The organism is Actinoplanes ianthinogenes (assembly GCF_018324205.1).
Taxonomy (GTDB): domain Bacteria; phylum Actinomycetota; class Actinomycetes; order Mycobacteriales; family Micromonosporaceae; genus Actinoplanes; species Actinoplanes ianthinogenes.
On record NZ_AP023356.1, the window covers coordinates 8,130,829 to 8,142,837 of the forward strand.

Annotated in this window: 11 protein-coding genes; 2 read left to right on the plus strand and 9 right to left on the minus strand. The window is 72.9% G+C overall.

What is annotated here, in order from left to right; translation table 11 throughout:
- The first annotated feature begins 1 nt into the window (after position 1).
- A complete protein-coding gene (paaE, locus tag Aiant_RS36590; protein WP_189331677.1) occupies positions 2 to 1,048 on the plus strand; it encodes a 1,2-phenylacetyl-CoA epoxidase subunit PaaE in 1,047 nt (348 codons plus the stop codon).
- On the opposite strand, the gene Aiant_RS36595 is transcribed toward paaE, so the two are convergent.
- The 5 genes from Aiant_RS36595 to Aiant_RS36615 all read right to left on the minus strand — a co-directional run bounded on the left by Aiant_RS36595 (position 1,016) and on the right by Aiant_RS36615 (position 4,173).
- The gene (locus Aiant_RS36595; protein ID WP_189331676.1) at positions 1,016 to 1,882 is read right to left on the minus strand and encodes an alpha/beta fold hydrolase; all 867 of its coding nucleotides are present in this window, start codon (positions 1,880 to 1,882) and stop codon (positions 1,016 to 1,018) included. The two genes, paaE and Aiant_RS36595, sit on opposite strands and share 33 nt — an antisense overlap.
- 36 nt (positions 1,883 to 1,918) lie before the next feature.
- Complete coding sequence (locus Aiant_RS36600; RefSeq protein WP_189331675.1) at positions 1,919 to 2,521, minus strand: class I SAM-dependent methyltransferase; 603 nt, start codon at positions 2,519 to 2,521, stop codon at positions 1,919 to 1,921.
- Between the two features lie 41 nt (positions 2,522 to 2,562).
- Positions 2,563 to 3,279 carry a TIGR03089 family protein gene (locus tag Aiant_RS36605; protein WP_189331674.1) on the minus strand — a complete coding sequence of 239 codons (717 nt, stop codon included), beginning with the start codon at positions 3,277 to 3,279 and terminating at the stop codon, positions 2,563 to 2,565.
- 167 nt (positions 3,280 to 3,446) lie between these two features.
- Positions 3,447 to 3,731 (minus strand): peptidoglycan-binding protein, encoded by a 285-nt coding sequence (locus Aiant_RS36610; RefSeq protein ID WP_189331673.1) that lies wholly within the window; start codon positions 3,729 to 3,731, stop codon positions 3,447 to 3,449.
- Positions 3,732 to 3,867: 136 nt separating this feature from the next.
- Entirely contained in the window at positions 3,868 to 4,173 is a 306-nt protein-coding gene (locus tag Aiant_RS36615; RefSeq protein WP_189331672.1) for a hypothetical protein, read from the minus strand.
- A 142-nt stretch (positions 4,174 to 4,315) separates the two neighbouring features.
- Here Aiant_RS36615 and Aiant_RS36620 point away from each other — a divergent pair, with 142 nt between their 5' ends.
- Positions 4,316 to 5,152, plus strand: coding sequence for a S1C family serine protease (locus tag Aiant_RS36620; protein ID WP_189331671.1), 837 nt, complete (start codon positions 4,316 to 4,318; stop codon positions 5,150 to 5,152).
- Here the strand turns inward: Aiant_RS36620 and Aiant_RS36625 are convergent.
- The 4 genes from Aiant_RS36625 to Aiant_RS36640 all read right to left on the minus strand — a co-directional run bounded on the left by Aiant_RS36625 (position 5,137) and on the right by Aiant_RS36640 (position 11,935).
- Positions 5,137 to 6,612: an FAD-dependent monooxygenase gene (locus Aiant_RS36625; protein ID WP_189331670.1), complete on the minus strand. Its 1,476-nt coding sequence runs from the start codon at positions 6,610 to 6,612 to the stop codon at positions 5,137 to 5,139. The genes Aiant_RS36620 and Aiant_RS36625 overlap by 16 nt on opposite strands.
- A 404-nt stretch (positions 6,613 to 7,016) precedes the next feature.
- Entirely contained in the window at positions 7,017 to 7,622 is a 606-nt protein-coding gene (locus Aiant_RS36630) for a TetR/AcrR family transcriptional regulator (RefSeq protein ID WP_189331669.1), read from the minus strand.
- 80 nt (positions 7,623 to 7,702) lie between these two features.
- Entirely contained in the window at positions 7,703 to 11,200 is a 3,498-nt protein-coding gene (locus Aiant_RS36635; protein WP_189331668.1) for an ATP-binding cassette domain-containing protein, read from the minus strand.
- Between the two features lie 120 nt (positions 11,201 to 11,320).
- The gene (locus Aiant_RS36640) at positions 11,321 to 11,935 is read right to left on the minus strand and encodes a hypothetical protein (protein WP_189331667.1); all 615 of its coding nucleotides are present in this window, start codon (positions 11,933 to 11,935) and stop codon (positions 11,321 to 11,323) included.
- Positions 11,936 to 12,009: the final 74 nt, after the last annotated feature.

The following is a 12,009-nucleotide window of genomic DNA, read 5'->3' on the forward strand; positions in this document are numbered from 1 at the left end:
GGTGGCCATCGGCGAGTTCCACGCGCTACGGGTCGCCGCGGTCGACCGGCTGTGCTCCGACGCGGTCGCGGTCACGCTGGCCGTGCCGCCGGAGCTGACCGAGCGGTTCGCGTTCCGGCCCGGGCAGTCGCTGACGGTCCGTCGTGACGACGAGCGCCGGACCTACTCCATCTGCGCGCCGGACGGCGCCGCGCCCCGGATCGGCGTCCGCGAGGTGCCCGGCGGCGCGGTGTCCAGTTGGATCGTGCGTGACCTGAGCCCCGGCGACCTGGTCGAGGTCGCGCCGCCGTCCGGCACGTTCACCCCGGACCTGGCGGCCGGTGGGCGGCACGTGCTGATCGCGGCCGGGTCGGGGATCACCCCGGTGCTGTCCATCGTGGCCTCCCTGCTGCGCCGGCCCGACACCGAGGTCGTCCTGCTCTACGGCAACCGCCGGGCCGAGACGGTGATGTTCGCCGAGGAGCTCGCCGACCTGAAGGACCGTCACCCGTCCCGGCTGGAGCTGGTGCACGTGCTGTCCCGGGAGCCGCGCGAGGCCGACCTGTTCTCCGGGCGCCTCGACGCGGCCCGGCTGCGGGCGCTGCTGCCGCGGCTGATCGACGTGGCGTCGGTCGACCACTGGTGGCTGTGCGGGCCGTACGGCATGGTGGCCGACGCGACCGAGGTGCTCGGCGAGGCCGGAGTCGCCCCGGAGCGGGTGCACCGCGAGCTGTTCTGGGTGGACGAGGCGCCGCCCGAGCCGGTCCGTCCCGAGCCGGAGTTCCGTGGCCCGAGCAGCGAGATCACCGTGCACCTGGACGGGCGGGCCACCACGGTCACCGTCGAGGAGGGCGTCACCCTGCTCGACGGGGTGCAGCGGTCCCGGCCCGACCTGCCGTTCGCCTGCAAGGGCGGGGTGTGTGGCACCTGCCGCGCCCGGGTGATCGAGGGCGACGTGACGATGCGGCGCAACTTCGCGCTGGAACCCGCCGAGCTGGCCGCCGGCTTCGTGCTGACCTGTCAGAGCACGGCGGCGTCACCCAAGGTGGTGGTCGACTTCGACGAGTGACAGATACTCGTCGAGCACCCGTCGGAAGTCGTGCGGCCGCTCCACCCACGGGTAGTGGCCGCAGGCCGGCAGCACCTCGGCGCGACCGGCCGGGAAGAGGCCGGCCAGCGCGACCACCGGGGCCAGCCCGGTCAGGCAGTCCTCCGCGCCGGCGACCACCAGCACCGGCGCGGTCACCCGGGTCAGGCGGGCGGCGAAGTCGGCCGGCGGTGCGACGCTGAAGTAGGCCTGCACGGCGGGCAGCGCCCACTCGCCGACCCGCGCGTGCGCCTGCTCGGCGGGACCCCAGGCGGCGTAGCTCAGCGGCGCGCACGCCCGGTGCCAGGCGGTGAAGGCGGCCGATCCGGACAGGTCCGGCCCGGACTTCACGGCCGCCTCGGCGGCGTCGAAGACCGGCTCACCCCGGCGCCGGGCGATCAGCTCCTCGGCGTCCGGCGGCGTGCCGACCAGGTGGCCGGCGGGCGGCGTGATCAGCACCAGCCCGGCGACCCGCTCCGGGAACCGCGCCGCGTAGGCCGTCGCCAGCCGGGTCCCGGCCGAGTGCCCGGCGATCACCAGCCGGTCCCGGCCCAGCTGTTCGCGCAGCTCCTCCAGGTCGCCGGCCTGCTGCCAGTAGGAGCCGGCCCGCTCCGGCTCCAGCCCGCCGGGGGAGTGCCCCACACCGCGCAGGTGCGGGACCACCAGCCGGTGCCGCTCGCGCAGCCCGGCGAGATCACCCAGGTAGTCCGGGTGCCGGGCCGCGCCCCCGGCCAGCACGATCACCGGGGGCCGGTCGCCCGGCGCGCTGTCGTCGTAGTGCAGAGGTGTTCCGTCGGCTGCGTGGTATGTCGGCACGGCCCCGACCCTAGATCACCGGAGCGGGGCCGTGGATCATGCGGGGAGCTGGGCGAGCGCGAAGATCTGGCTCTCCTGCGGCCCGTCGGTCGGGGTGAAGAAGACCGTCTCGATGCTGGCGACGGTGAAGCCGTGCGCCTCCAGCACCGCCTTGAGATCCGGCTCGAGATAACCGGAAACGGTCACCGGGACGCCCATGAACTCGATCGGGATGCTGTCGGCGTCGAAGTTGACCATGCCGATCGCGAAGTGGCCGCCGGGCCTGAGCCAGCCCGCGACCTTGTCCAGGGTCCGCTCGATGTCGGCCTTGCTGAGCATGAGCAGCGAGAAGAACGCGGTCACCGCCTCGAACGTCCCGAAGTCAGCGGGCAGGTCGGCGAAGTTGGCGTGCACGAACTCGGCCGCGGGCACCTGCTCGCGGGCCAGCCGCAGCATCCCCTCGGCGATGTCGACCCCGACCACCCGGTGGCCGGACTCGGTCAGAACCTTGGCGGTGGGAACGCCGGTGCCGCAGCCCAGGTCGAGCACCGAGGCGCCGGCCGGCAGCAGCGAACTGACCTGCTCGATCAGCGCCGCCTGGAACGGATTATGGCTGTGCTCGCCTTGATATTTCTCAGCGAGTTGATCGAAAACCTCCATGACAGAACGCTACCGCCCCGCCGTTCCACAGTGGAAGAAGATCACCATACGCATGTCACGCGTTCGGCCGCGATCCGCTCGTCGAGCCGGGACCGGTCCGGGCCGGCGCAGAGCACGATCGACGCGCCGGCGGCCAGCGGCGCCAGCAGCCAGATCAGCGGCTCCTCCGAGGCGGCCGCGTCGACCAGCACCCGATCGCCCTCGCCGATGCCGCGCGACCGCGCGACCTCCGCGGCGACCGCGCCGTACTCACCGACCGTGGTGCCGTCCGGCGTCGCCGGATCGAGGATCCCGGCGCGATGCTCCGGCGGGGCCGCGCCCCGATGCGCGCGCACGGCGGGCAGAAATTCGCGCCACCCTTCCGGTACGCCCGGAGCAGCCGCCCCGCCGCCCGCCAGGCCGAGCACGAACCGATGCCTCGCCACCGGCACCGTCTCCAGCCAGCTGTCCACCCGCCGCCGCTCGACGAACGTCACGTCCAGCTCCGGCCCGCCACCGTCCAACCCGGCTGCGCCCCAGCCGCGGAACGATACCTCGAGCCCGGCCGCCCACGCCCCGAGCAGCACCACCGCGGTCTGCCAGTGCGGCGGCAGCAGCACCCCGGCCCGGCTCCCGGCCCTCAGCCCGCACTCGTCGGCGAGCAGCGCCGCGGTCGCCGCGCTCCACCGCCCCACCTCGGCCGCGGTCAGCCCGGCCCGCTCCCCGGTGCTGTCGTCGTAGTACGTGATCAACTCGGTGGGGTGCCGTTCGACGTTCATCCTCTCCGACGTTACCGGCCGGATCGGACCGTGCGGGTCAGCCGAACCCGCACGACACGCGCAGCGGTCGTGCGGGGGCCGGGCCTCGCGTGCCGACCGGCACGGTGCACCGAGTCGTACAGGAGAAATTTGATCTTGATTTTTCTTGCCGGCCGGAGATCGGTCCGTCAGGCGGCGTCGCGGAAAGCGGTCAGGGTGCGCGCCTCGGCGGCGTAGCGGGCGAGCAGGTGCACCGTCTGCGGACCGGCCTCGCCGTCGGCGTCGATGCCGACCCGGGTCTGGAAGGCGCGGACCGCCTCCGCCAGGTCGGCGGGGTCCGGCCCGACCTGGACGCCGAAGTCGGCGAACAGGGCGCGCAGGCTCTCCGGGTCGGCGGTCGGCGGGGTCTCGGACCAGCCGATCAGGCCGCCGACCGCGGTTCCGACCACGTTCAGCATTCCTCGTGCGGTCATCGTTACCTCCCGGATTCGCTCGTGACTCCAGGATCGGCGTCTCCGCTGTGCCGGACATCTGCCGAGGGTCTCGATCGCCGGTGCGCCGCTACGACTTTCGGCCGACCGCCCAGCGGTCCGCAAGGCCGGGTTGGAGTCAGGACTGTCGAGGGCAGAGGTCGGTCCGGGCGACCTGGCGCAGCTGCTGCGCCTGAGCTGCGGAGATCCCGTACTCGGCCAGGGTGTCCTGCCGTCCGGTGGCGATCGACGCGCAGGCCGCGTCGCCGAGATCGGCGATCTCCTCGTCCCGCCGGTCCAGGGCCAGCTCCGGCATCTCCCGGCGCACCGCCGCCACGAAACGGTCCGGAGAAGCGGAGGCCGCGGGCAGGGTGCGCCCCTCCAGCCAGACGGGCCGCGGGCTCGAACATCCCGCCGCGCCCACCGCCACCACAACCAAGCCCACTGAAACGACAATACGACCGTAAATCACCCAAAAGACCGTATACCATCACTCGCCGTGCGGCGGTCCGGCACGCCGCGAGCACACAGCGAAGTCACAGACCGCTCACCGCGCGGGGACATCTCCGGGAGCGACCTTGGTGGACATGAGCGAACACCCCTACGTCACCCACATCCCGCCGATGATGGTCAACCCGCCGCGCGACCCGCGCTGGAGGGGCCGGATCGCCGGCGGCGCCGCGGTCCTGGTCCTGGTCGGTGGCGGCGGCACCGCCGGCGCGTTCCTCACCGAGACGTACCTGAACCGGGCCCCGGCGCCGGCCATCGGCACCACGTCCGGCAGCACGGTGGCCGCGACCTCGGTGACCGAGGACGACGACCTGGCCCCGATCGTCGCCGAGGTGCAGCCCAGCATCGTGACCGTGCTGGTCGACGGCGCCCGCGAGTCGTCCCTCGGCTCGGGCGTGGTGCTCAGCGCCGACGGGCTGATCCTCACCAACAACCACGTGATCTCCTCGACCGGCACCGTCAGCGTGCGGCTGTCCACCGGCAGGACGGTGCCGGCCAGGGTGGTCGCCGCGGACAGCACCCACGACCTGGCGCTGGTCCAGGCGACCGGACTGTCCGGGCTGACCCCGGTCACCTTCGCCGCCGACGACACCGTGGCGGTCGGCGACACGGTGCTGGCCTTCGGCGCGCCGCTCGGCCTGGAGGGCACCGTGACCTCCGGCATCCTGTCCGCCAAGGACCGCAGCCTGGACACCGGCGAGGAGCAGCTCACCGGCCTGATCCAGACCGACGCCGCGATCAACCAGGGCAACTCGGGCGGCGCGCTGGTCGACACGTCCGGCCGGGTGGTCGGGATCAACGTCGCCATCGCCACCGCCGGGGACAGCACCGGCAGCGTCGGGCTCGGCTTCGCGATCCCGGCCGACACCGTGACCAGCGTGGTCAAGCAGCTCCAGGCTCAGATCGACAGCTGAGGCCCGCCGAACCAGCGGCGCAGCGCGACGACCAGCTCCGCCGTCCCGGGTGACGGGCTGGACGACGACCAGGCCACGTAGTTGTCCGGCCGGACCAGCATCGCGGTCCCCTCCGGCAGCGGCGCGGTCACCAGGTCCACCCGGTCCCGCCACGGCGCGACCACGTCGGTCAGCGTTCCGGTGGTGTCCACGAGCAGGGGGCGGCCGGAGTGCGTCAGGGAACCCAGATCCGGCGCGAATCCGCCCATCCCGGCGTACCGGAAATCTGTCCCCGCGAGGAGCGCGGCCAGACGGCGGACCACGACCTCCTCCTCCAGCAACTCGGCGAAGAGCGCGCGCAGCGCGGTCACCGCCGGCCCCGGCCCGGCCAGCACGCTCTGTGCCTGGGTGTGCATGACTACCCGCTCGGCCACCGGCCGCCGCTCCGACTCGTAGGTGTCGAGCAGCCCGTCCGGGGCCCAGCCCCGCACCTCGGCCGCGAGTTTCCAGCCCAGGTTGATCGCGTCCTGGAGGCCCAGGTTGAGACCCGGACCGCCGATCGCGGAGTGCACGTGCGCCGCGTCGCCGAGCAGGATCACGCGGTCCTTGCGATAGCGGTCGGCGATCCGGGTGTTGCCGCTCGCGAGCCGGCGCAGCGTGTGCGGTTCCGGACCGGTCGGCGGCAGCAGCGGCACCTCGACACCGAGCACGTAGTGCAGCGTCTCGAGCACCTCGGCCAGCGTCACCGGCGCGTCACCGGCCGGTCGCGCGGTGGTCGCGACGCTGATCAGGTTCCGCCCGTCCGGGAACGGGGCGAAGGCGACCATGCCGCGCTCGGTGCGGTGGTGCTGGAACGGCGGCACCGGCCCGTAGCCGGGAATCAACAGGCCACCGGTCTGCGGATCGCGCAGTTCGGCGGGCACGTCGACGACGGCGGTGCGCGACACCGAGTCGTCATCGGTGACACCGGGGAAGGCGAAACCGGTCAGCTTGCGGGTCAGGCTGCGTCCGCCGTCCGCCCCGACGACGTAGCGGGCCTCGACCTGGTAGGGCCCGTCCGGGCCGGTCACGGCCACGACCACCCGGTCCTCCTTCTGATCCAGACCGGTCAGCTCGTGTCCACCCCGGACCTCCACGCCGAGTTCGGCGGCGCGCTCGCCGAGCATCGCCTCGATCTTCTGCTGCGGCGCGAGCAGGATCCGCATCGGGTTGTCGCCGATCCCGGCGAGGTGCAGGGGAAACGCGCCGAAGACGTGGCCGGGCGTGGGTTCCGGTCCGCCGGGCCGTCCGGTGAGGCGTTCGTAGAGGCCGCGCCGGTGCAGCATCGGCACGATCTGACCGACCAGGCCGTTGGCGCGCTGCTCGGTGGACGGGCCGGTGCGGCGTTCGAGGACGAGCGGCTGGATGCCGTTGAGGGCGAGCTCGCAGGCGAGCATGAGTCCATTGGGGCCCGCTCCGGCGATCAGAACATCAAAAGACATGATAAAACCCTTCTTTGCGTACGAAGATGGGCGCGCGTCGACCACGAGCGGCGCCGTTTCGGGCTTTACGGGTTTCTGTGGCGCCGGGCTGTGCCGGGCCACTCGTTTGTCCACAGTCGGGGGTTGTCCACAGGGCGACTCATGCGTCCTGCTGTTCTCCGCGACAATGGCTGTGGGGTCGCCCCCCAGTGGAGGGTGGGGGTGTTGGTCAGGGTTGGGAGAGGCCCGCCCGGAGCCGGCGCGACGCCTCCGTCAGCAGCGCCGGCACCGTGGTCCAGCAGCACCGAGCCAGCCCGACCTGCGTCGACCCGCCCAGCCGCCTTGCCGGGTTGTCTCCACCGCGCTGAGACGCCCAGCCGTAGTGCTCACCCGGATCGAGACGATCCGAGCCGTGCGCGTTGTCGTCAGGGTTGGGGAAGGCCCGCCCGGAGCAGGCGCAGCGCCTCCGTCAGCAGCGCCGGCACGGTGGTCCAGTCCCCGCCGACCACCTGGAACTGCCTGACGGCCACGGTGTTGGCCGCCAGCACCGCCGCGGCCACCAGTTTCGGATAAAGGTCCCGGTCCACGTCGAGCCCGGTGCGCTCGGCGATCGCCAGCCCGATCGCCCGCACCGCGTCGTCGCCGCCGCGCAGGATCTCGGCCTGGATGGCGGGCACGGTGACCATCTCCCGCACCCCGGTCACCCAGAGATCGAGATCGGGCGGCGCCGTGACCTCCGGACCCGGGGTGAAGGCCGTCAGCACCGCCTGGGTGATGGCGTCCCAGAGCGGCTCGCCGGCCGGCCGCTCGCGCAGCGCGTCCGCCACGGCGAAGCAACGGTCCCGGTGCCGGGCCGCGACCGCCTCGGCCTTGCTGGAGAAGTAGTTGTTGAAGGTGCGGGGTGACACCCCGGCGGCCGCCGCGATGTCCTCCACCAGCACCCCGTCATAACCCCGCTCGACGATGAGCCGGATCGCGGCCCAGCTGAGCGCGGCCCGGGTCGCCTGTTTCTTGGTTTCCCGGAGTCCCATGGGAACCACCGTAGCAAAAACTGCGTGCCCCGCAAAGTTGCGGGGCACGCAGTTTTCTCAGCCTGGTCTCAGTTGCGGGCTCAGCCGGCCAGGTGACCCCAGCGGTCCTCCAGCTCCGACCAGGTGCCCTGGTCCTCGGCCTTGCCGCCGATCAGGACGACCACGTGGTCGGCCTGGGCCAGCGCCGCCCGCTTCGACGTCGAACCGACCACGGTCACCCCGTGCGAGCGCAGCGCCCGCCAGAGCTCCAGCTCCGTGGTCACGTCCAGCGCCGAGGACACGTCGTCGGCGATCAGCAGCTCGGTACGCGGTGCGAGCGCCCGGGCCAGCGCCAGCCGCTGGAGCTGGCCGCCGGAGAGCCGGGTGCCCTTGTGCCCGATCAGCAGCCCCAGGCCGCCGCCGGCCGCGGACAGGTCGTGCTCCAGCTGCGCCACCGAGACCGCGTCGGCCGCGTCCACCTCGTGCCCGAGCTGGATGTTGTCGGCCACCGTCCCGGACAGCACCCGGGGCAGCTGGGCCACGTAACCCACCTGGTTCGGGCGCAGGAACAGTTCCGGGTCGCGGACCGGCTCACCGTTCCAGCGCAGGTCGCCGGTGTGGTGCACGATCCCGGCGAGGGCGCGCAGCAGCGACGACTTGCCCGACCCGACCGGGCCGACCACCAGCACCAGCTGACCGCGGTTCACGGTCAGGTCGACGTCCCGGACGCCCTGGGCGCCGTTCTCGTGCACCGCGCTGAAGCCGCGCAGCTCCAGCGTGCGCAACGGGTTGCGCGGCGCGGCCGGCGGCGCCGGCGCGGTGCCGGCCGAGATGTCCACCCCGGTGACCTCCGCCGAGTACTGCGCGGAACCGGTCATCGCGACCGTCCGCCGCGTCCACACCTTGGCCGACGGGTAGTGCGACACCAGCGACGCGGTCGTCCACGCGAACCACCGCGCCGAGCCCAGCGTCGCCACCGCGATCAGCGTCGCCGCCGAGCTGAGCCGGTCGGACAGGTACAGCGCCCAGACCGCGATCGGCAGCAGGCCGCTGGCGATCGACGGCGTGGACCGCGCCCACACCTGGATCGCGATCTCCCGCCACTGGAGCTCGCTGCGCGTCGCGTCCAGCCGGGCCAGGTGACCCAGCACCGGCTCGGTCGCGCCGGCCAGCTTCACCGTGCGCGCCGCCGACAGCGACGACACCAGCGAGGTCGCGAACGCCGCGCGGGCCGCCACGGTCCGCCGGGCGGCCCGCTCCAGCCGCGGCCCGAACAGGGTCGCGGCCAGCCCGGACACCAGCATGGTGCCGAGGAAGAACAGGGCCGGCACCAGCGACCGCGAGGTCACCGTCATGGCCACCGCGACGATCAGCGCGACACCGCTGTCGATCAGGTTGTCGGCCAGCATCACCACCCGCTCGGTGTCGCCGCCCTGGGCGACCACCTCGGCCGGGGTGTGCTTGCTGACCCGCCGCGGCCCGATCTGCCCGTGCACCAGGCGCAGGCTGATCCGCAGCATCTGCCGCACCCACCACTCGGGGAACCAGGCGCCGGTGTAGTAAAGCGTCGGGATCAGGGCGAGCAGGGCCACCGCGATGCCCAGGGCCGGCGGCATCGGGCTGCCGACGCCGTCCACCACGTCGGCCCAGAGCAGCGGCAGCACCACCCCGTCGAGTCCGAACAGGACCAGCAGCACGAACAGGCCGACGGCGCCGAGACCGTACCGGGCGTCGTTGGTGGCCAGCCGGGCGATCTCCCGCATGGTCCGGGTCGGCGGCGGGGTGGGCAGCGGCGGCGCGTCCACCGTGGGCAGCGGGTTGGCCAGCGCGTCCGCGCCGAGCTCCAGCCGCACCGCGGCGTCCCAGTCGCCCTGCTCCTCGCTGTCGACCAGCAGCCCGCCGCCGTTGGGTGACGAGGCCTGGGCCGGGACGGCCAGGTTGCTGCTCGCCATCAGCTCGGCGAAGCGGCGGGACTCGCGCAGCGGACCGGCCTCCAGGACCTGACCGTCGGCGAGCACCACGACCTCGTCGCAGCGCTGCACCGAGGAGAGCCGGTGCGCCACGATCACGCCGATCCGGCCGTCGAGCAGCCGGTCGGTGGCCCGCTGCACCCAGGACTCGGTGACCGGGTCCATCCGGGCGGTCGCCTCGTCCAGGATCACCACCTGCGGGTCGCGGACCAGGATCCGGGCGAACGCCACCAGCTGCTCCTGCCCGGCGGAGAGCTTGTAGCCGCCCTCGCCGAGCTTGGTGTCGATGCCGTCCGGCAGAGCGTCGGCCCAGGCGGTCAGGCCCAGCTCGTCGAGCGCCGCACCGGCCCGGGGCAGCAGCTCCTCGTCGAAGAGAGCGATGTTCTCGGCCAGCGTGCCGGCCAGGATCTCGGTGCGCTGCGGGACGATCGCGGTCCACCGGCGCAGGCCCTCGACGGCCAGGTCGTTGAGGTCGGCGCCGCCGAGGAACACCGTGCCGCGCGGCACGTCGACGGCCCGGGTCAGCACCTTGGCCAGCGTGGACTTGCCGGAGCCGGTCCGGCCGATCAGCGCATAGGAACGGCCCCGGGCGAAGGTGAGAGTCACCCCGCGCAGGGCCGGTGGCCGGGTGCTGTCGGCCTCACCGTATTGGAAGGTGAGGTTTCTGACCTCGAGGTCACCGTCGGCCGGCGCGGCGCCCTCGGTCGGCTCCTGCGCGACGGCACTGAGCATCTGCACCCGGCCCCAGGCGCCGAGCGCGTTCTGCAGCTCGGGCACCATCCGGGTGACGTGCTCCAGGGTGCCGCCGAAGCCGAGCGCGAGCAGCCACACGCCGGTCAGCCGGGCGCCGTCGATGTGTCCGGTGACCAGGGCCCAGGCGCCGATCATGACGAGCGAGGCGATCAGCGTACGCGTGATCGCCCCGGCCCACATGGTCACCCGGGACGACGATCGCCAGACCCGCCGCCCCCGGGCCAGCACTTCGCGAGCCCGGTCGGCGAAGAGCCGGTGCACGTACGGCGCGGCCAGGCTGGTCCGCACGTCGTCCTGCCCGTGGATCGCCTCCTCCATCACGGCGGCCAGGTCGGACCAGGCCTCCTCCTCGGCGATGCGCACCGGCCCGATCCGCTGGATCGGCTTGTTCATGGTGAGCCAGATCAGCACGCTGACGGCGATCATGGCGAGACCGGCCGGCCACCAGACGAAGAACGCGGTGACGATGGAGAGCGTGGCCACCGCGATCGACTGGGCGATCCGGACGCCGCTGCCGCGCAGCTCGGAACCGACCTGGTAGACGTCCGAGTCGATCCGGTCGAGCAGCTCGCCGACCGGCGTGTTCTCCAGGGTCGGGATGTCCTGGCCGAACGCCACCCGGTTCAGTCCACGCCGGACCCGGGCCGCCCAGTCGGCGGTCAGCCGGGCGGCGACCAGGCCGACGACGACGTCACTGACCACCACCGCGCCGAGCGCCACGGCCAGGGCCACGAACAGCGGACCGGATCGGTCGACCAGCACCGGGCCGGCGAGCGCGAGCGCCAGTGCCGATCCGGCCGCGCCGAGAACGATCAGGAACGCGGCCAGAGCTGTGCGCCTTCGGGAGGTAACCCACAGGTCGGTGAGCAGACGCATAGAAAGTCCTCTGGACGATGGGTGAAAGGCGGTACCCCATCCTGCTGCGGCCCGTTCGAAGCGCTCAACCGGTTTAATCCGGGCATGTCACCCAGCAGAGGCGTGCAGTGATCATGATCTCTAGCGGAACTGGACCGTGCCCAGCATCTCCTCGAACGCGGTGAAGAACGCCGGATCCGGGCCGGCGCTGGGCACCCGCGCCCAGGCCAGCATCGTGCCGCTGGTCGTGGTCACCACGGCGAGCCGCAGCAGCGAGGCCGGCAGCGGCCCGAAGCAGCCCGCGGCCGGATCGGCGCCCTGCGGGCAGCCGAACGCGTCGCTCAGCGAGCCGGTGGTGGTGACGGTCATCAGCGTCGCCGGCCGGCCGCCGACCGTGATCGAGGTCTTGTCCGCCACGGTGACCCCGGCTGCCTTGAGCGTCTCCAGATACTGCGCCAGCTGGTCCGGCGGGATCGAGGCGGTGGTGCTGCCCGACGGGTAGACGGCGACCGGGGCCAGGAAGGACACCTTGTCGTCGGCCGTCGCGGCCGAGGTCCAGGTGAGCGTGCGGGCCGACTCGAGCGGCGGCGACTTCAGCCCCGGCGCCGGGACCACGGTCAGCGGCACGATGAACGTGATCGTCGAGTAGGCCCCGGCCGGGGCGGACGACGACGCGTCGGGCGTGTCGTTGCCGCAGCCGGTGGCAGCCGTGACGGCCAGCAGGGCGATGGCCGCCGCCAGGACGCGTCGGTACATGGTCCGGACGTTATCGCCGAACCGATCGACCCGGATCGCCGCGAACGGCGGTGATCCGCGTCGATCCGTCAGCG